This window comes from Nitrospiria bacterium (genome assembly GCA_035498035.1).
Lineage (GTDB): Bacteria > Nitrospirota > Nitrospiria > JACQBZ01 > JACQBZ01 > JACQBZ01.
This window is the reverse complement of the sequence record DATKAN010000017.1, coordinates 1-26,970: the sequence shown is the minus strand read 5'-3', so window position 1 is coordinate 26,970 and position 26,970 is coordinate 1. Positions and strand designations below refer to the sequence as shown.

The following is a 26,970-nucleotide window of genomic DNA, read 5'->3' as shown; positions in this document are numbered from 1 at the left end:
GTCATGGGAACCATCCTGTTGGTCTTTCGCACGCTGCTGTGGTCCCGTTACCGGCCCTTTGCATCCACCGGCATGGGCGACGCCCCCCGCATGACCGTCATCATCCCGGCCTATAACGAGGGGCCGATGGTCGAGAAGACCATCGATTCCGTGGCGGCCGCGCTCTATCCGGGCGACCGGCTGGAGATCCTTGTGGTGGATGACGGGAGCCGCGACGACACGTGGAAATACATTGCGCGCGCCGCTCGACGGTATCCGGCCTTGGTTTCCCCGATAAGGTTTCCGCGAAATAAGGGTAAGCGCGCCGCGCTGGCGGAGGGTTTTCGGCGGGCGCGGGGGGAGGTCGTCGTGACCGTCGATTCCGACAGCGTGATCGACAGCGGTACGCTCCTGGCCCTGGCGGGTCCCTTTCGCCATCCGACCGTGGGGGCGGTGGCCGGGAAGGTGGATGTTTACAATCGGCACCAGGGAATCATTCCGCGGATGCTGCAGGTGCGTTACATCCTGGCCTTCGACTATCTTCGCGCGGCGCAGTCCACCTACCGCACCGTCTATTGTTGTCCCGGTGCCTTGACGGCGTATCGCCTCTCGGTGGTGCGCGGGGTGCTGGACGCGTGGGAGGGGCAGACCTTCCTGGGCGCCCGATGCACTTACGGCGAGGACCGCGCCCTGACGAACTTCATCCTGTCGCGCGGTTATGACACCGTCTACCAGCGGACCGCGGTGGTCCGCACGGTGGTCCCCGATCGCTATACGAAGCTGTGCAAAATGTATATCCGCTGGGACCGAAGCTACATCCGGGAAGATCTCCGGTTTATCCGCATCGTCTGGAAGCGCCCTTTTGCGGCCCGCATGATTGCGATCCTGGACCGTTTCGTCACCAACCTGCGTTATCCCGTGAGCTACGGCGCCCTTGTGCTCCTGGTCGTGCTGTCGGCGAGCGATCCGTGGACGATCCCGCCGGTCCTGTTTTCGATCGGATTGATGTCCACCGTTTACATGCTCTTCTATTTAAAGAGCGAGCGATCCTGGAACTGTCTCTTCGGGGTGCTCTACGCCTACTTCTCGGTCTTGACCTTGTTTTGGATTTTCCCGTATGCGTTTCTGACAATCCGGTCCCGCTCCTGGATGACGCGCTGAACGGACGTGGGAAGGGGCCGAATACGGCTCGGGATGGGGTTCAGGGAAGCGGATTCCCGGAAATGACGTAATCGCAGAGATGGATGAAATCGCGGATGAGTCGGTCCATGTTGATCGAAATGGCCGGCTCCGGCCTCCCTTCGATTTTCAGTTCCGCAACGTACTGGCCGTCGAGGTCCTGATCCTGACTCATGATGTACCCCTTCATCGGATGAAAATGATGGACCATCCCATGCCGGTACGTATTGTAGAATTTTTGCGCCCCGAGTTGTTTGGCCAGGACGGGAAAATGCTTTTCGAGAATTTTCAGGTAATCCCGTTTGTGGGCCGTGAAGCTCTTGTGGCCGCTCGCGAAGGCGTCGATGCCGCAGACGATGACGCACAGGACGGCGACATAGCGGCCGTCCTTGAGACAGATCTCGACGGACCTTTTCAGCTCGTCGGCGAGGACCCGCCGATCGCCCAAGTCCACGAATTCCTGTTTGGGGACCGTTTTAGCCATATCTGGGATGCTTCCGACCGTACAATGCCTTCATGATATTCCTCCCGAAGCCCCCCTGTCAATCCCCCGTCGTCCGCGTTCCCTGAGGAAACGGGCGAGGATCCTGGCGGTGTGGGAGGCGTCCCGGACGCGCGCGACGGCTTCCGGGGAGCCCTGGGCCACGATGCGGCCGCCCCCCGCTCCGCCCTCCGGCCCCATGTCGATGACCCAATCCGCCTCGGCGATCACATCCAGATTGTGCTCGATGATTACGACCGTGTTGCCCGCCGCGACCAGGCGGTGGAGCACCCGGATCAGCTTTTCGACGTCGGCCATATGCAGGCCGATCGTGGGCTCGTCCAAAAGGTACAGCGTCGCGTGAAGGGGTGATGGGCGTATCTCACGGGGCCTCGCGGGAGAAAGCTCCTCCGGCGGCCCGGCCTTCGTCAGCTCGGTCACCAGCTTGATCCGCTGGGCCTCGCCGCCCGAGAGGGTCGGGCTTGGCTGGCCGAGCGTGAGGTAGCCCAGCCCCACGTCCTGCAATAGGCGCAGGGCATGATGGACCTTGCGGTGTGCGGCAAAGAACCCGGCCGCCTCGTCCACGTTCATCGCGAGCAATTCGGCGATTGTTTTTTCTTTGGTGCGGACGGTGAGGGTCTCCGGGTTGAACCGCGCCCCGCGGCAGGCCTCGCAGCCCACCCGCACGTCGGGAAGAAAACTCATTTCGATCGTCCGGACGCCCTGGCCTTCGCAGGTCTCGCAGCGTCCGCCCGGGACATTGAATGAAAAGCGGGACGGCCCCCATCCGCGCATCCGCGCCTCGGGCATCGCGGCGAACAGCCGGCGGATTTCGTCCCAGAAACCGACATAGGTCGCCGGGCAGGAGCGGGGCGTTTTACCGATCGGGGTCTGGTCCACTTCCAGCACCCGTCGGACCGTTTCCCCGCCGCGGATCGCGCGGCATCCGTGGAAGCGCGGTTCGCGAGCCGTTTGCCTTTCGGCCCTCCGTTCCGGAGCCAGGTTCCGCTTCAGATTGTCGTGAAGAATATCCCGGACCAGTGTGCTCTTGCCGCTTCCGCTCACCCCCGTCACGCAGACCAGCCTTCCCAGCGGAACGCGGACCCGCAGGTTTTTCAGATTGTGAAGCCGCGCCTCGAGGATCTCCAGGGCGGGATCACCCGCCCGCACCGGCCGTCGATCGGTTAAGGGGTGCCGGAGCGGATCGGCCAGGTAGCGGCCCGTCACGGATTCGGGATGCCGCATCACGGCGCCGACCGGCCCCTCGACCACCACCCTCCCCCCGTGAACGCCCGCGCCGGGTCCGAGATCGACGAGATGCGCGGCGCTCCGGATCGTCTCTTCATCGTGCTCGACCACCACGACGGTGTTTCCCTTCGCCCCGAGCCTGTGCAGCGTCTCCAGCAGCCTCCGGTTGTCCCTCGGATGAAGTCCGATCGTCGGCTCGTCCAGGATGTAGCAGACGCCCCGGAGGTTGGAGCCGAGCTGCGAGGCCAGCCGGATGCGCTGGGCCTCTCCGCCGGACAGCGTCGGGGCCGAGCGGTCGAGCGAAAGATAGGCCAAGCCGACCTCCTTGAGGAATTTGAACCGGGAGCCCAGCTCGGCGAGGATGTCCCGCGCGATTACCGCCTCGCGGCCGTGCGTCTTCAGGCCCCGGAAAAACCGGTCGGCCTCCTCGACCGGGAGCGCCGTGATTTCGGCGATGCTTTTCCCGCGGAACCGGACCGCGAGCGCCTCGGGGTTGAGCCGCCGGCCGTGGCAGTCCGGGCAGACCGTCTCCCCGCCCTCCCACCATTCGTTCCACCAGATCTCCTCGCCCGTCTGCCGGTCGTCGAAGCCGCGCAACATCTGGCCGGTGCCGTAGCAGCGGCCGCACCACCCGTGTTTCGAGTTGAAGGAGAAAAGCCGCGGATCGGGCTCGGCGAAGCTCCGGCCGCAGCGCGGACAGGACCGGCGGGTGGAGTAAAGCCCCTCTCCCGGGGCGATCCGGACGGCGCCTTTTCCGAACTCCAGCGTCCGCTCGAGGAGCGCGCGAAGGTCCCGCTCCGCCTCGGGCGTCGCGACGAGCGCGCCGACCGGCAGCTCGATCGTGTGCTCCTTGAAACGGTCCAGACGGGGCCAGGGATCGGTCGGGATCATTTTCCCGTCCACGCGCAGCTGGCTGAACCCTTTCCCCGCGGCCCATTGGGCGAGGTCGGAGTAGGTGCCCTTTCGCGCCGTCACGAGCGGGGCGAGGAGCCGGACGGTTCTGGCGCGGTGCTGTCGCAGAATCCGGGCCAGGATCGCCTCGGCGGTCTGCGGTCGTATCGCCAGGTCGCAGTCCGGGCAGTGGGGTGTTCCCAGCTTGACGAACAGGAGTCTCAGGAAATGGTAGATCTCGGTCAGGGTCGCGACGGTGCTCTTCCGTCCGCCGCGGCTGGTGCGCTGCTCGATGGCGACGGTCGGGGGAATCCCGAAGACCGCGTCCACGTCCGGCCGGGCGGCCGGCTGCACGAACTGTCGCGCATAGGCGTTCAGCGACTCGAGATACCGGCGCTGGCCCTCGGCGAAGAGGATGTCGAAGGCCACCGTGCTCTTTCCGCTGCCGCTCACGCCGGTGATCACCGTGAACCGGTTGCGCGGGATCGCGATGTCGACGCCCTTGAGGTTGTGTTCGCGGGCGTTGTGAATCCGGATCGCCCCCTTCGAGCCGATGGCCTCCCGGTTCTTGGGTTCGGCCGGGGCCGGGAGTTCCGCGATCCGGCGGAGCGCCCTCTCGTAGGTCCGCAAGGCCGCCCCGGTGTGACTCGTCCCGTGTTTCGCCATCTCCCGCGGTGTTCCCTCGCCGATGACCCGGCCGCCGGCCTCGCCGCCCTCGGGCCCGAGGTCGATGATCCAATCGGCCGCCCGGATCACGTCGAGGTTGTGCTCGATCACGACGACCGAGTGGCCCTCCGCGATCAGACGTCGAAGGGCCGAGAGCAGGTTTCGAATATCGTCGAAATGGAGGCCCGTCGTCGGCTCGTCCAAAAGAAACAGGCTGGAACGGTTCTCGGACCGGCCGGGGATGACGGCCAGATGTCCCGCCAGCTTCAGCCGCTGGGCCTCCCCGCCCGAGAGCGTGGGGACGGGCTGACCCAGTCTCAGGTAATCGAGGCCCACCGCCGTAAGCGGCTCGAGCGCCTTGCGCACCGGGGGTGAGGCGGCGAAAAACGCCATCGCCTCCGTGACCGTCATCTCGAGCACGTCGGCCATCGACCGCGGCCGGCTTTCCCCGTTCGCCGGCCAGACCTTGACCTCCAGTACTTCCGGTCGGTAGCGCTTCCCGTCGCAGTCCGGACAGCGGAGATAGACGTCGCTCAGGAACTGCATCTCGACATGCTCGAAACCGTTTCCGCCGCAGGCGGGACAGCGGCCGGCCCCGGAGTTGAAGCCGAAGGTCGCCGCGGTATAGCCCCTTTCGCGGGCGAGCGGCTCGGCCGCGAAAAGCTCGCGAACGGCGGCCAGGGCACCGACGTAGCTCGCGGGGTTCGAGCGCGTCGTCTTTCCGATGGGCGACTGGTCCACCAGGACGACGTCGCCGATCCGGTGGTGGCCGCGGATCGCGCGGTGGCGGCCCGGCGGCTCGACCGGTCGGCCGAAGGTCTTGCGCAGCCCGTTGTAGAGGACATTCTGCATCAGGGTGGACTTTCCCGAGCCGCTCACGCCGGTGAGGCAGACGAGGCGTTTGAGGGGAATACTGACATCGATGGATTTCAGGTTGTTCTCGGCCGCGCCCAAAATCTCCAAATAGCCCTCGAGGTGCGCCGTCGCCGGCGGCGACGGTTCGGTCTCGGCCGCAACAGCTTTCGTACCGGAAAGGTATTGCGCCGTAAGCGAACGGGACGATTTCAAAAGTCCTTCGGGCCGGCCGAAATAGACGACCCGACCCCCGCGCTCGCCCGGCCCCGGCCCGAGATCCAGGATGCGGTCGGCCGAAAGCATCACCTGCGGGTCGTGTTCCACGACGAGCAGCGAGTTTCCGGCATCACGAAGCCGCCTGAGCACCCCGATCACCCGGCCCATGTCGCGCGGATGAAGACCGATGCTGGGCTCATCCAGAACGAACAGCGTGTTGACGAGCGAGGTGCCGAGCGCCGTCGTGAGGTTGATCCGCTGGACCTCGCCGCCCGAGAGCGTCCGGGACTGCCGGTCCAGCGTGAGGTAGCCGAGTCCTACCTCGACGAGATAGCGAAGCCGGGAACGGATTTCGCCCAATAGGAGATCGGCCGCTTCATCGAGCGGAACGGGGAGATTGAGGTGATTGAAAAACTCAAAGCTCCGCTCGATCGGCAGGAGCATCACTTCGTGAATCGTCAGGCCCTTCCCGGTGGTTCCCAAGCGCCAGAGCAAGGGCTCCGGGCCAAGCCGCGCCCCGCGGCAGTCGGGGCAGACGTCGTAGGCGCGGTATCGGGACAACAACACCCGGATATGCATCTTGTAGCTTTTCGTCTCGAGCCAGTCGAAGAACCGCTTTACGCCGTACCATTTCCGGTCCCGCCACGACCCTTCCCCCTCGATCACCCACTGTTTCTGCTCCCGGGTGAGTTTCCGCCAGGGGAGGTCCGTGGGGATCCCGCGCCGTCGCGCGAACCGCATCAGGTCGTCTTGGCATTCCGAGTAGCTTTCGGTCTGCCAGGGCTTCACGGCGCCCCCGGCCAGCGTCCTGTTCTCGTCCGGGACGACGAGGGCATAATCGATCCCGATGACCCGGCCGAAGCCGCGGCAGTTTCCGCAAGCGCCGATGGGCGAATTGAACGAGAAAAAGTTCGGGATGGGGTCGCGATAGTCCATGTCGCAATCGGGGCAGTGAAGCTCGGAGGAAAAGCGCCAGGGCGCGCCGGAACGGCCCCGGTCATCCAGGGGGTAAACATCCACACGGCCGTTCCCGTGTTTGAGAGCGGATTCGATCCCTTCGACGAGTCTTCCCCGTCGGGCCATGACGATCCGCGCCCGGTCGGCGATCACCTCAAGGCGCGGGCCCTCCTCGCGATGAATCCGGGTATACCCTTGGCCCGCAAGCAGCGATTTGACCTCCTTCACGGAAAAATTATCCGGAACGCGGACGGTGAAGGTGATCAGGGCTTCGACCGTAGGGGACGATGCGGCGTTCTTGATCACCTGATCGGCAATGCTGTCGGGCGTTTCACGATGAACGGGACGGCCGCAGCCGCGGCAGAACAGTTCCGCGGCCCGCGCGAACAGAAGCTTCAAATGATCGTTCAGCTCGGTCATGGTGCCGACGGTGGATCGCGAAGTCCGGACCGGATTCGTCTGATCGATCGCGATGGCCGGCGGGATTCCCTCGATCCGATCGGCCTTGGGCTTGTCCATCCGGTCCAGAAACTGTCGGGCGTAGGGGGAGAAGGTCTCGACATAGCGCCGCTGTCCCTCGGCGTAGATCGTATCGAAGGCGAGCGAGGATTTTCCCGAACCGCTCACGCCCGTCACGACGATCAGTTCGTTGAGCGGAAGGCGGAGGTCGAGGACCTTCAGGTTGTTCTGCCGCGCCCCCTGGATTTGAATAAAGCCCTTGGACATCGGACACCTCAATACAAGGATGAGAGGATTATTATAAATAAAATTGTTGGCCCGCGTCATCTTCTAATGGAATGAATCGGGAAAAGTCTTATTGACTTAATGGGGAAGTCGGTCATACCATAGTCGAACCCTCGGGAAACGGCTCGCGAGATGATCATCCGGGAAAGTGAAATGGATAAGGGCATCCAGAATTTTCTCCCCAAGACCGGTTTTACGAGACGGGAATTTGTCATCTCGGCGCTGGCCGCGGGCTTTGCCCTGGCGGTGCGGCCCGTCTCGGCCCAGACCATCACGACCGACGCGGCCGGGCTTTCGGCCGGCGAGGTGAAGATCCCCGTCGCCGACGGCGAGATCCCGGGCTATCGCGCCAGGCCGGCCGGGGGTGGCCCGTTCCCGGTCGTTCTGGTGGTCCAGGAAATCTTCGGGGTCCACGAGCACATCCGGGATATGTGCCGTCGTTTCGCCAAACGGGGTTACCTCGCCGTGGCGCCCGAGCTGTACGCCCGGCAGGGAGACGTTTCGAAGATGACCGATTTCCAGGAGATCTTCACCCGGGTCGTCTCGAAGGTGCCGGATGCGCAGGTGCTCTCCGATCTGGATGCGGCCGCGGACTGGGCCGGAAAGTCCGGTCGGGGAGATCTCAAGCGACTTGGTATCACCGGTTTTTGCTGGGGCGGGCGGATCGTCTGGCTCTACGCGGCGCACAACGTGCGGCTGAAGGCGGCGGTGGCCTGGTACGGACGGCTGGAGGGATCGCCGAACGATCTCACTCCTCGGTACCCGATCGACCTCGCCGGGAAGCTGAAGGCCCCCGTGCTGGGACTGTACGGGGGCGCGGACGCGAGCATTCCGATCGATTCGATCGAGCGGATGCAAAAAGCCCTGCGGGCGGCCGGCAGTCCTTCACAGATCGTTGTATACCCCGACGCACCCCACGCCTTCAACGCCGACTACCGGCCGAGCTATCGGAAAGAGGCGGCCGAGGACGGCTGGAAGCGCTTGCTGGAGTGGTTCAAGAAATATGGGGTTGGTTAATGATGGAAAGGACGGTTGACCAATGAATAAGGAACAAACGCGACGATGGAGGACGCGCAGCCTCGCCCGATGGGGCATGCTGATCCTTGGTTTATTGCCCGCGCTCACCGCCTGCTATCCGTACGATAGCAACAAGTCCGCATCGGATTACGATATTGCCATCACGCAATTCGATAAACAAGCGAATTTTTACCCGGCCCAGCCTCCTTCCCAACCCACCTATTTTATGCCGGACAATGTCGATATCGTTCCGCCGGGGCAAACGAACCCTATTACCATTCCTCCGACGTTGGAAACGTCGATATTGTCTCAGGTCGCGGCCAACATGGCCGCCCGACAGTATACCCGCGTTCCTACGGAACCTACGGAGCCCCCGGCCCTCCAGCCCAATTTCATTATTACGGTTTCGGCCACGACGTCGACCTATTACGGTTACACCTATTGGGGTGGCTGGTGGGGATATGGTTGCTACTGTTACGGCGGGTACTATCCCTACATGCAACCCTACAGCTTTACCACCGGGACGATCCTGATCAATATGGCCGATCCGTCGCGGGTGGACACCAGCACGGATCCTAAAACGGCTCCGATGGTCTGGGGCTGTGCGATCAACGGCCTGATCGATTCCGGCAATTCCACCGCCCGGGTTACGGATCAAATCAACCAATGCTTCGCTCAATCACCTTACCTGGGACCGTCGTAAGGAGGAATTCATGCGCATGTTCAATTCGAGATTCTTGTGTTCGATTGCCGTGACGATCACCATACTGACGATAAGTCTGCCGGGTTCCCGGGCGATGGCTCAGAGCCAGGAGCCCTGGGTGATTGCCAGCTACCAGATCGCATTTCCGGAGGGCGACACGAAGGAATTTATCGATGCGACCAGCTTCCGTGGAATCGGGCTTGAAGGACGATGGTTTGTTAGTCCGAACATCTCCGCCGGTGTGGCTGTGGATTGGAACGTTTTCTTCGAGACGACCAATAATCCGATCGACATTCCCCACGGGACGCTGTCCGGGGAACAGAACCGCACGATCAACGCCTTTCCAATCCTTGCGACGGTGCATTATTACATGGGTCCCGACAAGATGTTTTACGTGGGGCTCGGTGCGGGACCCTACTACATGAGCCAGCGCTGGGATGTCGGATTGTATGCCTTTTCGAATACGAGCTGGCATTTCGGGTTTGCGCCGGAAATCGGCGTATCGCACGAGATTGCTTACCACACCCGTGCGGTTCTCGGTCTCCAATACCACCACGCCTTCGAGTCCGAGAACACAAAGCTTGAATACTGGGCCCTGAAGCTCGGGGTGGCCTATTGATACATACCCCGGTTCAAGTGAGGCGCGCAGGGCCTCCGATCCGTCGCTATTTCACCGTCGCACCTTTCCATTTCTTCATCCCACCCGCGAGATTGTAGACGTCCGGATATCCGTTATTGACCAGCAAGCGGCCGAGCTCATCGCCCATCGGTCCGCCGTGGCATACGAACACGATGCGGTCATTACGGAATAGCTCTTTGAACACCCGCGGCTTGGCGTCGTCATACGGGATATTGATGGCGCCCTTGATGTGGCCGGCCGAAAAAAGCTCCGGCTCCCTCACATCGACGATGACCAGGGGATGGCCGTCGGACATCAGGGTCTGAAGTTCTCGGCCGTCAATCGTCCGGAGACCCTGCGCGGTGGACGGGGAAACCATCGACGCGATTCCAATCAGGATCCAAAACCCTTCCCATAAAATTTTCTTCATGAAACGCCCCTCTCCTGTCCGATCCTTTATCCCCGACGAACCGGTTCCTATCGAATGCCGCCCCAGCATTTTGCGGTTCCATTCCGAAGGATTCCGCAGGTAAACCGGTCACCGGCGGCGATGGCGATTAAGGAAGAGATCCCCGAGACGGGGATCGGCTTGAGCGAACCGGATTTAGAACCGCTCCCGAGCTCGCCGTTGTTATTGCTTCCCCAGCAGGCGGCCCGCCCGCCTTTCAGCAGGGCGCAGGTGTGGAAGCGGCCTGCCGTCACACTCCTTGCGTGCGCAACGCCATCGATCAATACCGGTTTTCCCGAGTTGGCGGTCGTGCCGTTTCCGACCTGCCCGGTGGTGTTGCCGCCCCAACAGGCCACGCGGCCGTCTCTCAGAACCGCGCAGGTATGGTTCTCGCCGGCCGCGACCGATCGGGCCGGGGGAAGGCCGGCCACCGTGACCGGTCCGGACGCGGACTCTTGCGTCCCGGTTCCGAGCTCCCCCGAGAAATTGGCGCCCCAGCACTGGACCGCGCCGCTTGCCGTCACGGCACATGTATGGGACCCGCCGGCGGACAGGGCCACCGCATGTTCGACTCCCTCGACCTCCACCGGATGGTCCGACTGGGGTTCCGATGTTCTGCCGAGCTGTCCGGACTTGTTAAATCCCCAGCAAAGCACGCGGCCGTTTTCTAACAAGGCGCAACTGTGGAACGAACCCGCCGCGATCCTGACGGCGCTTGTGATCCCGGATACCTGGACGGGCTCCGCCGAGCTCGCAATGCCGGAGGCGGCCAGCTGATCGAAGCGGTTGCTTCCCCAGCACCACACGGTGCGGTTCCGGAGCCGGGCGCAGGAGTGGACATCCCCGGCCGCGATATCGGTTGCGGTTGATATTCCGATCGCCCCGACCGGCGTCTCGGAAGGAGCGTCAACCTGAATGCCGTTACCGAGCTGCCCCATCATATTGCTTCCCCAGCACCCGACGTTTCCGGTCGAGAGGATCGCACAAACGTGATGGCTTCCCGCGGCCAGGGAAATAAACTTGGGCCCTTTTGGACTCGTACTCAGGTCGTAGGATTCCAGGCTCCGGGCGCTGCCGTCGACCGGGAGGGTCAGTGCCAGCAGGAGAAGGGAGGCCCGCATAGCCCTGGACGGTTTCCGAAAAGCATCCGAAGGCGAATCCATCCCGAGGGTCCTTAACAGGTTCATAAAGTATTCTGATCCGAATAGATATATCCGAACGGCTCGGGGCCGTTGGCCGCGAAATCAGGCCATCCTGATTCTATAGGACGGGCGCTTAGGGTGTCAATCGGGGAGACGCCTTCACTTTCAGAGAGAAAGGGGCGTGGTTCGATAGGGTAGAGGTTATTTTGGATTTTGATTTTGGTACTGGAGAAAAATCTCCACGACGCGCGGATCAAACTGGGTGCCCGCGCCGTCCTGAATTTCCCGCAAGGCCTCCGGCTTGCTCAGGGCCTGACGATAAGGTCGTCCGGTCGTCATGGCCGCGTACGCGTTGACCACGGCCACAATCCGGGATCCGATGGGAATCGCCTCCCCTTTCAATCCTTCGGGATAACCGGTTCCGTCCCAACGCTCGTACAGGTGCCGTATCTGGGGGGCGACGAATTTACTGAATTTCAATCCCTTAATGAGGTGGCTGAATCGGAACGTTTTGATCATCTCCGCGCCTTTGGTGGGATGACTCCGGAGGATGGCCAGCTCCTTGGGCGTCGGCTTCTCCCGTTTGTTGAGGATATAATCGGGGATCGCGTTTTTCCCGATCTCGTGAAGGACAATGGCGTATTTGATCCAGCCCTGCTGCTCTTCATCCAACTTTAGCCGGCGGGCCACTTCGAGCCCGCAGGCAATCATCTCGTCTCGGTAGTCCCCCAATTTAAAGTCTTTTCCGGATAGGCTGTCGATCAACGATTCGATCTGTTTGAAGTGACCGTTGGTTTTGCGGCGGTCCCGAACTCTCTGGGCCATGGTCTTCTCCAGGCCGTGGCCGAGCCGTTTTGCAATATCTTGGGCGAGGGCGATGTCTTCTTGAACAAAACCCGCCACCCGGCGGCTGCATAGATGAAGCAATCCGATCACCTCTCCCGGAACGGGGATAGGCACGTACACATCGGATCGGATCCCGTGACTGACCAGATAAAGATCCAGGGCCGAAGTCCTGCTTTCGGTTTCCAGGTTGGCCCGGTGGAGGATGCGATCGTTCTGAAGATCGGCCGCGCCGTTGAGGTAATCGAAGGGGATGGTGCCTTTCCCGTACACCAGATCGCTGAGATCCCCCAGGTTGCCCAGGACATAAAACCCTCCGGCCGGTTTGTCGCGCAGAAGCACCGAAACCCAGTCGCACCCGATGACGCGCGGAATCATCCCGATGACGGATCCGATGACCGGCTCCGGCTGATCCATCGAGGAGAGGGCCGCTTCAATGTTCCGGAGCACGGATTCCGTTTCGCTCCTGCGTTCGATTTTTAGCAGACGCTGCGCGGTGGTCTGATGTCTTTGAATGTTGTCGAGGCTCATTCCGATAAACAACCCCAGCCCGTTCATGACGGTGATTTCGGTCTCCGAAAATTCATGGGGGTTGTTTCCATAATCCACAAACAGGACGCCCAAGGTCTTTCCCTTATGAGCAAAGGGAACGGCCATGAGGGAATAGATTTCAAAGCGTTCAATGAACTCCTTGGGTAAGAACATGAAAGGGCTTTCGAATGATTCAATCCGTCCGTCGGTAACATAGACCTTTCCCTTTGCGGGGCTCTTCCAGCAGTCCTCGATCACCAGGGTCCCTCCCTTGGCCAGCAATTGGGTCAGGACGGGGAGGTCCGTTCCGCGGAGTCGAGATGCCCCGAATGCGGAAATGAGGGAGGCCTTCATTCCCAAGGAATGGATCGGGATGAAGCTCGCGGAATCCTTATCCCAGAGGAAGGCCGCGCTTCGCTGACTGCCGAAGCAATCCAAGGGGATCTGGCAGGCGCGCCTGACCACCTCATCCGGCGAAAGGTTGGTGTCCATCAATTGAACCGTTTTGAGTATGGAAAGAAGGGCCTGTGTGTCGCCCTCCAAGGGTTCCCCCTTGGCTTGGGCCGGGGGCTGAAGCGGGGGGGACGGAGGAGGAGACCCGGCGTCTTTGGACGGTGGTAAAGACGGCTCGCCTTCCTGAGGAAGAGGTATTTTGGGCGGCGGGACTCGGGAAGCGAGCTCCTGCCGGCTCGACGTCAACTGATTCGTCAATTCCATGATATGACCCCGAAGGGCCTGGTTCGTCGAAATGAGATCGTCGATCCGCCGTTCGGCTCGCTTGAGGTTCGCCTCCAACAGGGCCGCATTGGACGAGCCCTTTTTCTCCATGTCGAGCTGGGCCGACATGTTTTTAAAGGTGATTTCCAGCGCCTGCTGCTTGCGTTTGTAGGTGTTGATTTGGTTTTCGAGGTTCTTGTAATGCTCCGAAAGCGTTTGCAGGGAGCTCATAAGCTGTTTGACTTGGGGGGTGGGTTGACCGTGCATGGGCGGGATGGGCTTGCCCTTGAGAGTGGCGTCCACCAACTGGGTGATCCAATGAAATTGGACGAGGAGATCCCGGATCACATCATATTCAGCCATTCTATTCCACCCCTACAATGCGCGCTCTACCGCATGATCAAGCCCCGTCAAGGCCTGCCGAGCCCTTAACATGATGAATCTTCACACTAAAATGAGTATACCACAAAGAACGATCCGGCTTCTGTACGGCCGATGGCCGTTTGACCACGCCATATTGCTTTTCATTATTCTATCAGCGGGTTATAAGACCCGATCCGGGAGTATTCGCACGGATCAAATAATTTTTCTCGATTTCATGAAGACGATAAAATGATCCAATAGCTTGGGATCCAGGGCCGTCCCCTTGTTCTCCTGCATCACCTCGAAAATCTTTTCCGGGGGCATGGCCTCCCGATAAGGTCGGTTGCTCCGCATGGCGTCGAATTGATCCGAAATGGATGTGAACCGGCTGGCGATATGCGGAAGCCGTTTCTGTTTCATCGTCGGATAACCCGATCCGTCATACTTCAAGTGGTGCTCGTACGCCACGATGGCGGCGATCGGAGGGATCTCGGGATATTGCAACAATGCGGTGGCCCCTAGGACGGGATGTTTTTTCATTTCCTCAAACTCCTCCGGGGTCAACTGCCCTTGTTTGTTCAGGATATCTACCGAAACGTGGGTCTTTCCCACGTCGTGAAGAAGGGCGCCGACGCCAAACGCGCGAACGGCCTCCTTTGGCATTCCAAAGGATTCAGCCTGGGCCATGGTCAATATCGCCAGGTTGATGGCATGGACATAGGTGTATTCATCATAGGATTTTAGATCGGCCAGGGGAATGAACGATTGATGGTGATCATAGAGTCCCTTTTCCAGAACATTCATGATTTTAAAGACCATGCTCACTTGGGCCCCATTGGGAGCATTCCATTCTGTGTAAATATCCCGGATCATCTTGGTTTCATCGGAGAACTGCGCCTTGTTTAAGGATTTTTTTGAGACCGATGGTTCCGGTTCCTGGGAGTCGGAATGGACGATGGGTTTTTCCCCGTCCTTGGAGGTGAACCTCCGGATTTCGATCGTTGGGGAAAGAGGGAACGGTCTGGGGGTGTTGTCCGGGTTGGATGAATGAAGGGCGTTGAGAAATGAATCGAGCTCTTCCCACCCCAATCCTTTTCGAAGGATAAGGGCGTCGATTTTTTTGTCCCGAAAAACCTTGACGATGTCGGGCGCTTGGGTCGATGCGGTCATCAGCCGGCGATCATCCACGAATATCTGATCTTCAATAAAGACAAAAATCCGTTCCGGGCGATTCTCAAATAGGGGCGGGACGGCGTCTTGGAGGATTGAAACATCCAAAAGGATTTGAGGATGTTTCTCGGGATACATCACACGATCCCGCGATAATTTCGATAGGGCCCTGAGGAACTTTTCCTCCGGACCGGCCTGTGGATAATCCGGATGGGCGGGAGGATTCGGGAGGGCCTCCTTGGCATCGGAACCCGATGGGATTGAGGATTTTGAGTCGGCCATGACGGTTTTACCCCGACCGAAGTTCGCGGAGGGTATGGTTGACGGCCTTGTACAGAACCCCGATCCGGTTCCATTGCCAGAATCGAAGCCTCAGGTGACGCCGAAGTTTCAAGAGGTCCGGGACCAGTTTCTTTACACGGGATTTTCGGATCATCTCCAGTACGGGAATCAATTGGTTTTCCGCGCTGATCTCGCCGGTAAATCGCAACATGGACCGGATCATCTCCATGGCCCGGTCATCCGGTTGGGAGAGAATCATCGATACGCCTTTGCGGAACACCGCCGGGTCGGAATCGCGAAGCGCCGTGGAGACGGCGCGATCGAAGATATCGGTGCCCTTTCCCAGGGATTCAATCGCCTGGAGCGCGGCCATCCTGAGTTTTGAGGAGTCCGCCTGAAGACTTCGAAGGATTTCGGGCAAGGCCTCCTTCGCCCCGAGGTCCTTGAGCAAAACCAGCATGTTTCGGACCACATACCATTTTGGATTTTTCAGACGTTGCACCGCCATGGGGATCACGGCCGGACCGCACTGGATAATCCATTGCAACAGGCGTTTTCGGACCGACAAATTCTCCTCGACCTCCAGAAGATCCAGCAACATGGGGATCCCCTCGGACCCGGCCAGTTCTTTCAATTGGCCGAGCAGGTCCCCCACGCGCTCGTCGCCATCCGTCCGTAAGGATTGGAGGAGGCCCGCGAACACCTCGGGCGTGATGAAATTTCTGATTTCTTTTTGGATAAAAGACCGGGTGGCCGCGTCGGCCGAGTTCAGCTTTCCGAAAAGAATCGACAGGGTTTCTTTCAGGACGGCCTGTTTGTGATCTCCCATTCCCCCCGTCAACACACGGGTGACCTGCCGGATCAGCCATTCGTACTCGGGTTGGGATCGAATGGGCCCGTCCAGAAGTTCCAGCAGGACAAGGCCGAGGTGTCGGTTGACCGAGTCCGGTTCGATTTCCTTCATCTCGTCCACGGGAGGGGACTGTTTTTCAAACTTTTCATGAGCCAATTCCTCATCCAGAAGAGAGCGGTATGAGGAAGGATAATAGGTTCGGGTGGCCCGGTTGGTGAAGAGCTCCTGAACCAGGTCCTGGTGATTCTCCAGCTTGGAGGTCAACATCTCCTTGATCTTTTCATTTTGAGACGATAGATCGGTCAATTTGTTCAGCAGACTCAACATGGGTGCGGAGACCCCCTGATTGGATAATTGAATCTGGTTCAGGATTTCCACCAGCTGGGTTTCCGGCAAGAATTCCAGGAGATCTTCCACGGGGGCTTTGTCGTTGTCCGTGTCCTCCACCGAGAAACGAAAAATCTGTTCTCTCACGGCCGGGTCGAGGTTCGATAGCATCCTGGATAATTCACGATACAGATGCATTCGCTGCTCGTGGTCCAGGAAACGGCCTTCGGTCGGAGCGCGCAGGAATCCGGCAATGGTTTGTTCATTCTTTTTTGATTCCGGCCCGTTTTCCCGACAGAGTTGATTGATGAGCTCCCCCAGTTTTTCAATGTCGATTTTTTCATCGGCGCTCATACCGGGTATCGATTGGCCGTTCCCCGCGTTTTGGTCCAACAGCTGTTTGACCAGCCCGCGCCATAACCCTTTTTCCTGCGGCTCCGCATTTTCTCGTTTTTCCGGATCGACCGTCTCCCGGGGACCTTTTAGCGCTTCTCCAAAACGGATCAGCTTCAACCGGATAGCCGGGACCTCCTGGTGCAACCGGGCAATCATCCGTTCCCGTTGCTCCGGCGTCTGTCCGCGGCCCTCCACAAGCAGTCTGAGAAATTTTAAAATGTCGTCTCTGGTGAGCCCTTTTGAAAATGACATTCCGGCCAATCCAAACTGATTCAGTCCGCGGGCGAGCTCGCGGATCACCGGATTCCCGGCCGAAAGCGAGGTATCCTGGAATAAAAATTCATGGCGGGTGATTCCGAACGTGACTCCCCCTATCGATTCAAAGAGAGCGTTGAAATTTGTTTCCAGGTTTTCCAAAAGGCTGGGAACGACGGAATGGGAGAAGGAGTAGAGCCCCACCTTGCGAATCGCCACCTGAAGCCCGATCAGGACGTTTACAATATGTTGGGAATCAATGACCTGTGTCGACGGGGGTGTTTCGTCCAAGTGTTCCCTGCCTCATTATAAAGGTTTATCCGGGACCTATTAACAAGGATAGCTGAAATGCGGGCACTGTCAACCCGAATCATGGTCAAAAAGGTTGGCTAAACAGGGTCTTACGAGTTTGACGGACCGGATTTTTAAACGCGGTTTATCATATTCATAACGGGCCTATTCCGGTGGCCGACAGGAAAATTAAGGATTTTTTTGTAGACCGTACAAATGGAAATAGGGAAGGGGCCGGAGCCATGCCGACCTTTACCGATGGATTGATCCAATGAGGGGGGAATTGGGAATAGGAAGATTACTGCGTCGGTGTCGTAGGCTCGTGCGATTTGAATGATTCCGAGACAGAAGCAAGATGTTCCAGCAGGATCCGGCGCACTTCCTCGATCACCAACGGGTTCCCCTGACAGGAATGCTGATCGCGTACGATGAATTCGGACTCCACCCCTTCGATATGGGCGCTCGAGTACTGGACCACGCCGTCATTTCCTTTTGTGTAATCACTGTACTCCGGCAGGACCGCGATGATCGAGTGGGACTTGATCCCGGGGGCCACCGGAATCCCGGCCAGGGCTTTGAGGACCGGATTTTCCGGCGACATGCTGTCCACGCTGGTAAATACCTGGCCGCGAAACTCGGGGGGTAAATTGGCCTGTTCAATAACATTGAAGTACTCCTTGGGATTTGTCGTAAGGATATCACCCGGCAGTGTAACAATGCGCCGGAGAATGCTTCGAACCCATGAACTGGCCCGGAAGCTTCCTCGATGCGGGGTTGAAATAAAGACCACCCTTTTGACGAAAGGGAGCGGCTCGATAAAAAATTCCTTTTGCAATTCCTTCTTTAATTCGGGTTTCGCTTTCAGGTCCTTTAGGCTTACCTTGCTGAGGGCATCCCAGAGCGTATCGCCGGTCTTGACCACGCTCATTTTCTCCAGCAACCCCCCCTGACTGTGTCCGACCAGCACCATCTCATGCAACGCGGGGTCCATCCCCTCCCTATCGAGTTTCGCCACCGTTTGGGTCAGGATGTCGCGCATCGCGGCGGCCGAAACCGGGACCCGAAGGTTGCTGTCGTACATGTAGAACCAGAATTGAAACCGTTCCTGCAGGACCGGGTCGGAATAGAGCGTATTGAACATTTCGGCCCACCAGAGGGGATTGCTTGCGGTCCCGTGAATGAAAACGACGGGTATGCGCCCGGCCACGTAGGGCTGGACCATAATGAGCTTCGGCTTTTCCTGGCCGCCGAATATAAACCGCCGGGGACCCAGTTGGCTCCAGAGGTAGGCATCGCTGAGCCGGTACGCCAGCGGCGTTGTTGTGTCCGTTCCCAACGGGACCTTTTGGCCGTTGGCCACGATGGTCGTTTCTTTATAACCCGAATAAAGTTCCAGGGACGCGAGGGGGGTCTTGTCGTTGAGGTCTTGAACATCCCCGGGGACACGCAAGAAAGCGGTCATAGGAATTGAGGGCCCTCCGGGATATTCCGGTGTTTTCTGGTGCACGGCGATCAGGGGCAGGCCGATACCCGGAGTTCGGGCCAGAATACTGAATCCGTACACGGTGTAGTCATCCGCCGGCAGGAAGCGGTCGAAGTCCTCCAGCGGCCACGGCAGCGCCTTCAATTTGAGAGAAATCTCAATATTGCCGACGGGCAACTGGCGGATTTCATCCTGAAGCACCAGTTGGCCGTCTTTCCCCGTGGCCAGGCCCTTGCCGAGCGCACGATTGTACATGTCGACGGCGATCTGGAATCGGCGGTCGTAAGGATCCCCCTGTTCCGTCCCGCCCTCGGCGAACAGGTAGAAATAGGAATAGACGGCGGACATCAGATAGTATTCGTAAGGTTCCGCCCAATTGGGATAGAAAATGCCCCGTTTTTCAAGTAGGGTCCCGTAGTAGTAGCTCATCTCCGCAAGGGCAAAGCGCAGGTCACGCCGGGGGTCCCTGCTCGCCTTCTCATGAAGAAGGGCGATGACCCCCGCGGGGTCTTTGTAAAACCGATCCAGGAGGCCAAAGCGATACAGAACGACCTCGGAATCTTGGCTGATTACATTGCCGCTGATGGCATTGGCGGTGATTTCCCGGTAGGTGATATCGGTGGGCACCTTCCGTACACCGATGGGTGTGATACAGCCGAAAAGGGATACGGCCAGCAATAGATATAAGGCTAGGGGCAAGGCCCGGGTTAACATCCACCGCCTATTTTCTTTATCCCCCTCGTCGAACACGCGAAAACGATCCTCCGTATTATAGTCCGGGCAGTCCTTGCCGGATCCGCACTGAAAAATCGGGGTCCTGATCCGCGGCCTTTGCGCGGGAATTGATCAGGCTGCGCGCCACCAGCTCCGGAAACGGCAGTCGGGTATCGATCAGCCCGGCCTCGTATAAATACTCCGGCACGTGGCCGCTCAGCAGAAGCTTCCAGGAGAAGGGCAGATGGCCGGGATTCACCCGGCTGTTGAGCCAGATTGTCGTGGTGCAGTTGGTGGTTAGGGTATTGTAAAACTCCGGGTGTTCCTTCAACGCGTTGATCGCATGCATGTATTCCAAAAACAGGTGCCGGCCATTTTCCAATCGACCGTGAAGGGGAAAGAGGTAGACGTCCTCTGGGGGATCTTTGCGATAGTTGGTTCGTACCCGAATCACATCGCGCTCGTCGGCCACCACGTAGTACAGCTCATATTGCTTGAAGAACCCCTGGATCGTTGAGTATCCTTCCCCCTGTTCTTTTCGGGTCTCGATCGAAATGGCCAGATGATCCTTTCCGCCGAAGCCGAAACTCAAAAAGGTATGCGCGATGTCCGGCCCCATCCAGTATACGGCGATGAGATCCACGGAGTCGAGCTGTCGTAGATCGAAGGTTTTGTCGTAATAGGACGGGGTGAAGTCGGTCTCGCTGCGATAGTCGAAATTTCGGATGTTGTGGACCGTGACGAGATTCCCTTCTAGGGTGGCATACGGCAGGACAGCGACATCGGATTGCCAGTTTCGATCATTCCTGGCAGGAATGGCCAGCCATCCGAGCAGCACGACGATGAAACCCGTAAGGAAAACCGCCAAGGCCCGGCGCCAGGGCCGGATCCAAACAAGACCGCTTACAGCAGCGAGCGCGAAAAAGACACTGCACACCACCCTGACCATCGGCGGGAGGTTGGAGTAGTAAATCGCAAGCACGCCCCACGCGGTCATGGCGATCAACGCCAACCCGGACAGGGCCCGGGTAAATATCGTCAAACCTTTCAGAATATAGGATGAACCTGTTCCGGATTTTGTAATGGAATCGCCCATGATGAATGAGGCCGGTTCGTCCGCCGCGTACGTTCCCTTTCGATTTTTGAGCTACCGCGACGAAGCGGACCCGCCCACGCCCTGGTTATCCGAAACCTCCGCCATGTCGCGGTCCATTTGATCGTCAAAATCGCGTTCCACGGATTTCTGCAGCAGCTGAAGCTCGCGACGCAGCGGCGCTCTTCGCCCCTCCGGCAAGACCCGCATCAGGTGTTCCAACATGGCCCGGAGCCGACGGGCCACCTGGATGCTGCCCTGGCCGTAGTGGCGGATCTCGCTAACGGCGAGCAGGACATAATCCGGCCAGTCCGGCGTGTCATAGACCAGTCGAAGCTTTCCCTCCGCGTCGCGTCCTTCCCCGGAGCCGAGATCCCGCTGTCCCACATAGAGCAGCAAACGATGGATCTGATCGAGCGTCAGCACGGCGGTCGTCGGATCATTGATGGCCGGGGACAGCGCCTTGTTGGCGATATCGACCAGGATGCGAAATGCAAATCGGGGATCCTGCTCCATGGTGCGTTCGGGTCCGATGGCGATACAATGACGCAAGGCCTCGTCGTCCACAGGACGCTGTTCGGAGGTCACGCGAAGGAACGGGTCTCCCTTCGCGATAAAATCGCCGACCTGGGGAATCAACTCGATCATTGCATCGGCCCGTTGAGCGAGCTCGACCATGTGCGCGGGACTAAACGCCAGGACCGTGCCGGACGCCCCCGTATGGGGAATGATACGGATTGGAGAAGTCCGTCGCGGGTCGGAAGCCGTATTCCTACCGGGCATGGAGTCGAAGAGTCGAGGGTAAATGTTTTCAACGACCCATCGGCCTTCCCGGCCCACGTCCTCCAGCAAGGCGATCGGGCGCAAGCCGACACCGATTTCATAGACGAACCGGACAAAGACGATGACGGAGAGCAGGTTTAAACCGACCGCCAGAGCGACGGGTAATTGGGGAACAGTTTGTTCGATCCGGCCCAGCGCAGCCAGGGTGTAGATGAAGGAAAACGTAAAGGCGCCCAGGACCACCTTGATCTGCCGCCTGGAAAAAAACAGGCCGATGATGCGGGGCGTCAACTGCGCGCTGGCCAGCTGAACAACGATGATCATCGCGGAAAGGACGAAGACGAGGAAGGTCAACATCGAGGCGGAAAACGCTCCCAGGACGGCTCGGGCGCCTTCCGGATTGAAGTTGAACCAACTCCAATGAGTAAGCCCGTCCAACCACCGGATCACCGGTGCAACCAGAGTCGCGGCCAGCAATCCCGCCACCGGGTAGAGCCATAAAGAGGATTTGATGAACGACCGCCAGCGGTACCGTTGTAACCAGGTCATGGGTCGCGCCTTACGGATGCCCAACCCGGCGACTCTCCGAGCGGCTCCTTGTGGTGGAGACCTTTTTTGATCGCCCGGCCAACCGGTCCTTCGGTCTCATACGGACCGTGATCCGGAAAGATCAGGCCAACATTTTCCGAGGCCTCCTTCGGTGTTGAACCCTACTTCGGAGCCGGAGCCGGGGCGGGAGTCGAAACGCCCGCCTTATATTCTTGTTCGCTGATCTCCGTAATTTCCGAATTCTGGATTGTTACCGCGGAGCCGCTGCGAGCGTCTTTGAACATCGCCGCCCCCGTCCCTCCTTGCTTCACATCTTCCGTATAGTAGACGTCTCCGGTGGCGGGATCTCTCACCTTATAGTACGTGGCACAGGCCGTCACAAGCAAAGCAAGCGACAACGGAACGATAAGCCAGCTCATCTCCTTGATCCATTTCATGTTCATCATCTCCATTATGGGGGACCGGCTCCGTTTTGATTCATCATCCATGTGACATGATGAAACCTGATCGAAGGCACAATGTACCCTGTTTCATGCACGCTGTCAACGCCTTCGGCGGCGAGAAAGGACGGGTCGTAGCGGCTGTATCCTGCGGTGCCCTCAAGGTACAGCGGGAAATCCCTGCTCACCGTGAAGCCCCCGCCGAGCGTGCTCATGGCTATGTCCGGATTTCCCGTGGGCGTGTTGGCTATGGAGAGCGACCCCGTGGTGACATCGGGAATGAGCGAGAAGACCATCAGCCCGAGGATGGCGTCGGTACGTTTCTGGAGGTTCGCGCCGGTCAGGACGGCCGCCTGGGCTTGCAGCGCTGTGAACACGCATGCACCGGCCGGCACGGCAGCCAGGAATATTTGGGTGTTGGTTGCATTGTGTACACGCATCGTAGGAATGGCAATCAATACGCGCCGGGGCAAAGCCCCGCCCCGACGAGCCGGAACCTCCGTCGCTTCGGGAGCTTCCCCGTCTTGAATATGAGGAACCGGAACACAAGGCATGGGTCCGTACAATTCACCTTCTCGATGTCATTCCGCTTCCACCCGATAGTGCCTGAAGGGCTATCGGCTATTTTTCTCCCGGAGCCGGCGTTGGTGCAGGGGCCGCTTCCGGCGCTGGAGCAGGAGCGGGTGCTGGAGCAGGAGCGGGTGCCGGAGTTGGAGCGGGCGCTGCAGCAGGTGCCGGGGCCGGCGTTGAGGCCGGGGCTGAAATACCCGTGGTATATTCACCTTTGGTGATTTCCGTCACCTCCGAATTCTGAATCGTCACCTCGGCCCCGGATCGGGCATCTTTGAACGTCGCGGCCCCGCCCCTTTCCCGCTTAACCTTTTCCGTGTAATAGGTATTTCCTGTGCCGGGATCCCTGACTTTGTAGTATGAGGCACAGGCCGTCACAAGCAATCCAAGCGATAACGGAACGAAAAGCCAGCTCATTTTCGTGAAACGTTTCATCAGCATTTCCTCCCTATTTCTAACCGGGCTTTATGTGGCTTTTGTTATTCATGTTGCATGGAGACTCCGCATGAAGGGCCCCTGTTTCACTTGGCCAGGGGAATCTCCGAGGCGAGCTCATACCTGACCAAGGCCCGGATCTTGTTCTCGATCTGGTAATAAACCGCCACCTTCTTCATCGGAAGTACTTTTTCCAGCTTGGGAAGATAGGACTTTTTCAACGCCGCCTCGGCGGTTTCGATCGCGACGGCCTCGTTCACCAGCGATTTCGCCTTGGCATCGTCCATGGTGTTGCTGTTATACACCTCGGCGTAGCTCTTGATCAGGGTGGCCAGTCGCTGATTGATGCCTCCCAGATCCTTCTGATAGCTGTCATAGACGGGCCAAAACCCTTTGGCCTCCGTATCCGTCAGATTCAGGTTGGCCGACACGACCAGTTTTTTATCGGACATCACCTTGTCTTTGAGGGCCTGCATGGTGTCGGCCGTCACTTCCTGCGCGAGGACCGATCCCGCGCTGAACAGAACACCCACGATTAATGCGATTCGAAATAGATTCATGACATGGACCTCCGTTGGTTGAATTTGACTTGACGCCCCATGCGGCAAGCCGAAGCGTTTGTGGTTCGTCCCGTTGACAAAACCCGCGTCCCAAATTTCCGACTATTGAGTGTTCCTGACTACAAAATTGTCCCATCCGATTCATCATCGGTATGGTATCTTTTCCGGCGCGGTGTTTCAACTCGGTAAATTACCAGCTAGTAAATTTACGAGTTGATTTTCTCGGCCCCATATGTATCTCAGGTCCGCCGCGTGGGATCCCGCGGACAGATCGCCCGTCGCCTTCAAAACCAGAGCCATTGCCAGGCCACCCCGATCGTTTGGAATGCCGAGCCGACACGGGTCGAGACTCCATTGGTATAGCTCAGTTTCAGGGACTGGCTCCGCGCCACCGGGAGGGAGACCGTCAACCCTGCGCGGGTATTGCCCTGCCGGTCGTTCTGCCGCCGGCCGTCGACCGTCGTCTCCCCGCCGGCGTAGTAGGTGAAGTCGAAGGCCGCCCACAGCCGCGGACGAATCGTGTATACGACATGGGTCTGGAGCGACGCCAGCGGGTCCTGCCTTTTGACCTGACCGCCGAAGAAGTCGTCGTTGGCCGTAAACAACCAGACGCCCGCGTAAAATTCCACCCCCCAATTTCCGACGGGGTGCGAAAGCCCCAACTCCGGTTTGAAGGCCCAGCGGTTGGCGCCGAGGTTGATCAGCTTTGACGGGGCGTACTGGCCGAGCGGGGCGACGACGATCAGGCTTGTGCCCAGCGTGGTTTCCGGCTCGTGCCGGGAGAATTCCTGCGGCGTCAGCGCCGGCCCGCCGATCAGGTTTACGGCGAACCGAAGCTGCGGGTCGGCCAATGCCGAACGATCGACGGTGCGACCCGCTTCCTTCACATCGCCGTGGACCGTCCCCCACGCATAGGGCGTCGTCAGGGTTACACTCGCCTGCCGGCCGAAGAGGCCGAACGTCCTTCCGTAGTAGGGGGCTGCGGTGGAGACCTTGGCACGTACGTTCTGTATCGGCAGGGAGGGGTCGAGCACGACGCCCCCGCTTGAGTAATAGTAGGCCAGGCCGAGGAAGTTCAAGCCCACGGGAGACGGCGAGTAGGCCCGGGGTTCGAGTTGCTGGGCCGACGCGGGTCCGGCGCTGAGAAGCAGCAACATGAGAACAACGAACACTGCAAAAATTTCGATCGCGCATCGCTTCATTCCATCCCTGCCCCGAATTTCAGATCATGTACCCCCGGCCGGCGATTAATAAAAATACCTCAATGAAATGATAAACTCCCCATCAGATGTGGAAGGTCACCGCGACCGCTGGTCCGTTGAACCGAATGTTCTGGAGCAGCCGGTCGCCGGACTGGTCGTAGTAAAGACTGCGATAGGACGCCAAGACATCTATCCAATCAAAGGCGTAGCCGATTCCGGCCATCCCCTGCCACGTCAGGTTCGTTCCGCCCGTCCCGAAGTCGAGATAGTAAGGAACAAACCAGCCTTCCCCGAATCGCAGCCGGCCCCGCAGGCCGACGATCGCGTCGACGAGATCTCCGCGATTGGAACGATCACCCGACTGCTCGATGGGAAATCCGGGTCCGGCGATCGTCGTGGTCAGATTCCAGTCAAGCGAGGTCTTTATGATGAGATAACGTGCACCGGCCAAAATGTCGAGCGTGGCCGTGTCATTCCGTGCGACAGTGTAGCTGCCCGCCAATGTCCAGACGCCTCCTCTCAGGCTCGTCTCGGTATTTGTGTTACGGTCTCGCGGAATGAGGACATTGCCGTTGGGGCCGGACACCGACTTGAGGGTGCTGTCCTGATTGGCGAAGTCCAGGTAGATAATGTCGGTAAATACCGCCCACGACCCCTTTCGCGCCTCGCCGTTGAGCATCAAGGCGAATGTCAGATTCTCCAGATAATTGTTCGGACCGGTCTGGGCTTCGGTGCTTGTTCCCGCCCCCTCAAAATTGTCATACCGAAGTTTGCCATTAATGTTGGGCAGCCAGATATAGGGCGTCACCGAAAAATGCCAATCCCCGTCGTAGGGATCGTCCGCGGCCCGGGCCGGGAGCTCGGCTCCGATCGTCAGGATTCCCAACACAGCCAAGACCCCAATGATTCTCCATCGGAGCGGACAATCCCTCTTACGTTTCGAAGCCGTCATGAAACGTGTCACAGACATTAATTCCTCCTCTCCCGGCGGGCAAAATAAAGGTAGGCGCCCACGCTGAAGAAATTAGTGGCCACCGCGATGATATTCCATACGACCACGGGTCTCGACACAATCAACAATCCGTAATAGACCCAGAGGATCTGAAAGGCGCCCGTAATCGCCGCCATTCTCGGATTCATGCCGGCGGTGGACCGCCTCCGGAGCATCGCGATCAGGTCCGGGACGGCGGCGAAGGTGGTTCCAAATCCTGCGACCAAGCCGACGACCTCTGAACGGTGAAACCGGGGAGCAAGCAGGCTCGCCGGATTCTGGGGTATCAACTCCTCACAGCCCGCCAGAGCGATCACGCTGATGAAGAAAATTCCCAGCGCAAGTTTCTTGGAATGACCCATGTTCACCTTCCTTCCGCCCAGTGAACGCTCAAAAGGCACGAACCTGGAACAGGTGGCATTGCCACGGCTTCAGGTCGACGTACAGACCGGCATTCTTCATCTCGTCCCCGCTTCGGTCATAGGTCTCGCCGGACAGCAGATCGTTGAGACGCCACTTTTTCCCTCTCAGCTCATCCCACGGCGCCCTGACGAGCGCCTGGGAGGCCCGATCAGAAAAATTCACGACGATGAGGAAGCGATCATCGTCCTTGAACCAGCTCCAGGCCAAGAGGTTCAAGCAACTCTGGTTGTCGGGCCAGCCGCTCCGCTCACAGAGGCGCCATTCCCCATTCCGGAAGACATCGTGGTTGGTCTCTTTCAACAGACGTCCGTAGAAGACCGCGAGGTCATGATCGACCGGCTCCGCGGGACGACGGCCCAGAAAGACAGGCAACCTTGCTTTCCTTCCTTCGAGTTGTCCCTCATGCAGCAACTTTGCCCCGGTAAGCGTGAGGATCGCCACTGCTGCAGCGCGACCTTTTCCGGATGGAAACGCGGCGGCAGCCCTGGGCTCGTCATGGTTCTCGATGAACCGGACCATTCCCTGCTGATAAGAGGAATCCGCAAGCAGGTGCA

General features: G+C 59.2%; 22 protein-coding genes. 5 read left to right on the top strand and 17 right to left on the bottom strand.

What is annotated here, in order from left to right:
- Positions 1 to 3: 3 nt before the first annotated feature.
- On the top strand, positions 4 to 1,140 hold the full coding sequence (locus VMN77_02860) for a glycosyltransferase (GenBank protein ID HTN42718.1): 1,137 nt from the start codon (positions 4 to 6) through the stop codon (positions 1,138 to 1,140).
- A gap of 40 nt (positions 1,141 to 1,180) precedes the next feature.
- On the opposite strand, the gene VMN77_02855 is transcribed toward VMN77_02860, so the two are convergent.
- Both VMN77_02855 and uvrA read right to left on the bottom strand, forming a co-directional pair.
- The gene (locus tag VMN77_02855) at positions 1,181 to 1,642 is read right to left on the bottom strand and encodes a hypothetical protein (protein HTN42717.1); all 462 of its coding nucleotides are present in this window, start codon (positions 1,640 to 1,642) and stop codon (positions 1,181 to 1,183) included.
- A 30-nt stretch (positions 1,643 to 1,672) separates the two neighbouring features.
- Positions 1,673 to 7,198, bottom strand: coding sequence for an excinuclease ABC subunit UvrA (gene uvrA, locus VMN77_02850; protein ID HTN42716.1), 5,526 nt, complete (start codon positions 7,196 to 7,198; stop codon positions 1,673 to 1,675).
- 171 nt (positions 7,199 to 7,369) lie between these two features.
- Between uvrA and VMN77_02845 the strand changes: the two genes are divergently transcribed.
- The 3 genes from VMN77_02845 to VMN77_02835 are packed head-to-tail and all read left to right on the top strand — an operon-like array spanning position 7,370 to position 9,555.
- Complete coding sequence (locus VMN77_02845) at positions 7,370 to 8,233, top strand: dienelactone hydrolase family protein (protein HTN42715.1); 864 nt, start codon at positions 7,370 to 7,372, stop codon at positions 8,231 to 8,233.
- A gap of 22 nt (positions 8,234 to 8,255) precedes the next feature.
- Entirely contained in the window at positions 8,256 to 8,936 is a 681-nt protein-coding gene (locus VMN77_02840) for a DUF4136 domain-containing protein (GenBank protein ID HTN42714.1), read from the top strand.
- 10 nt (positions 8,937 to 8,946) lie between these two features.
- Positions 8,947 to 9,555 carry an outer membrane beta-barrel protein gene (locus tag VMN77_02835; protein HTN42713.1) on the top strand — a complete coding sequence of 203 codons (609 nt, stop codon included), beginning with the start codon at positions 8,947 to 8,949 and terminating at the stop codon, positions 9,553 to 9,555.
- Between the two features lie 46 nt (positions 9,556 to 9,601).
- Here VMN77_02835 and VMN77_02830 read toward each other — a convergent pair whose 3' ends face one another.
- From VMN77_02830 to VMN77_02785, 10 genes are all read right to left on the bottom strand, one after another.
- Complete coding sequence (locus VMN77_02830; GenBank protein ID HTN42712.1) at positions 9,602 to 9,985, bottom strand: rhodanese-like domain-containing protein; 384 nt, start codon at positions 9,983 to 9,985, stop codon at positions 9,602 to 9,604.
- Positions 9,986 to 10,032: 47 nt separating this feature from the next.
- The gene (locus VMN77_02825; GenBank protein HTN42711.1) at positions 10,033 to 11,190 is read right to left on the bottom strand and encodes a hypothetical protein; all 1,158 of its coding nucleotides are present in this window, start codon (positions 11,188 to 11,190) and stop codon (positions 10,033 to 10,035) included.
- Positions 11,191 to 11,346: 156 nt separating this feature from the next.
- Positions 11,347 to 13,599 carry an HD domain-containing phosphohydrolase gene (locus tag VMN77_02820; GenBank protein HTN42710.1) on the bottom strand — a complete coding sequence of 751 codons (2,253 nt, stop codon included), beginning with the start codon at positions 13,597 to 13,599 and terminating at the stop codon, positions 11,347 to 11,349.
- 213 nt (positions 13,600 to 13,812) lie between these two features.
- A complete protein-coding gene (locus VMN77_02815; protein ID HTN42709.1) occupies positions 13,813 to 15,051 on the bottom strand; it encodes an HD domain-containing phosphohydrolase in 1,239 nt (412 codons plus the stop codon).
- Positions 15,052 to 15,058: 7 nt separating this feature from the next.
- Positions 15,059 to 17,173, bottom strand: coding sequence for a HEAT repeat domain-containing protein (locus tag VMN77_02810; GenBank protein HTN42708.1), 2,115 nt, complete (start codon positions 17,171 to 17,173; stop codon positions 15,059 to 15,061).
- Positions 17,174 to 17,471: 298 nt separating this feature from the next.
- Positions 17,472 to 19,355, bottom strand: a complete 1,884-nt coding sequence (locus tag VMN77_02805; protein HTN42707.1) for a hypothetical protein — start codon at positions 19,353 to 19,355, stop codon at positions 17,472 to 17,474.
- A 70-nt stretch (positions 19,356 to 19,425) separates the two neighbouring features.
- Positions 19,426 to 20,466, bottom strand: a complete 1,041-nt coding sequence (locus VMN77_02800; protein HTN42706.1) for a DUF4105 domain-containing protein — start codon at positions 20,464 to 20,466, stop codon at positions 19,426 to 19,428.
- Between the two features lie 51 nt (positions 20,467 to 20,517).
- Positions 20,518 to 21,795, bottom strand: a complete 1,278-nt coding sequence (locus VMN77_02795; GenBank protein HTN42705.1) for a DUF2254 domain-containing protein — start codon at positions 21,793 to 21,795, stop codon at positions 20,518 to 20,520.
- 161 nt (positions 21,796 to 21,956) lie between these two features.
- A complete protein-coding gene (locus VMN77_02790) occupies positions 21,957 to 22,232 on the bottom strand; it encodes a hypothetical protein (GenBank protein HTN42704.1) in 276 nt (91 codons plus the stop codon).
- A gap of 14 nt (positions 22,233 to 22,246) precedes the next feature.
- The gene (locus VMN77_02785; protein ID HTN42703.1) at positions 22,247 to 22,708 is read right to left on the bottom strand and encodes a hypothetical protein; all 462 of its coding nucleotides are present in this window, start codon (positions 22,706 to 22,708) and stop codon (positions 22,247 to 22,249) included.
- A gap of 174 nt (positions 22,709 to 22,882) precedes the next feature.
- Between VMN77_02785 and VMN77_02780 the strand changes: the two genes are divergently transcribed.
- Positions 22,883 to 23,026: a hypothetical protein gene (locus tag VMN77_02780; protein HTN42702.1), complete on the top strand. Its 144-nt coding sequence runs from the start codon at positions 22,883 to 22,885 to the stop codon at positions 23,024 to 23,026.
- 300 nt (positions 23,027 to 23,326) lie between these two features.
- Here the strand turns inward: VMN77_02780 and VMN77_02775 are convergent, their stop codons facing one another.
- From VMN77_02775 to VMN77_02755, 5 genes are all read right to left on the bottom strand, one after another.
- Positions 23,327 to 23,800 carry a hypothetical protein gene (locus VMN77_02775; GenBank protein HTN42701.1) on the bottom strand — a complete coding sequence of 158 codons (474 nt, stop codon included), beginning with the start codon at positions 23,798 to 23,800 and terminating at the stop codon, positions 23,327 to 23,329.
- A 284-nt stretch (positions 23,801 to 24,084) separates the two neighbouring features.
- Positions 24,085 to 25,002, bottom strand: coding sequence for a transporter (locus VMN77_02770; protein HTN42700.1), 918 nt, complete (start codon positions 25,000 to 25,002; stop codon positions 24,085 to 24,087).
- 82 nt (positions 25,003 to 25,084) lie between these two features.
- Positions 25,085 to 25,972, bottom strand: a complete 888-nt coding sequence (locus tag VMN77_02765) for a hypothetical protein (protein HTN42699.1) — start codon at positions 25,970 to 25,972, stop codon at positions 25,085 to 25,087.
- The gene (locus VMN77_02760) at positions 25,972 to 26,355 is read right to left on the bottom strand and encodes a SemiSWEET family transporter (protein HTN42698.1); all 384 of its coding nucleotides are present in this window, start codon (positions 26,353 to 26,355) and stop codon (positions 25,972 to 25,974) included. The genes VMN77_02765 and VMN77_02760 overlap by 1 nt, the downstream gene beginning before the upstream one ends.
- A gap of 28 nt (positions 26,356 to 26,383) precedes the next feature.
- Positions 26,384 to 26,970, bottom strand: a 587-nt coding sequence (locus tag VMN77_02755; protein ID HTN42697.1) for an alpha-amylase, incomplete at its 5' end; no start/stop codon positions are given.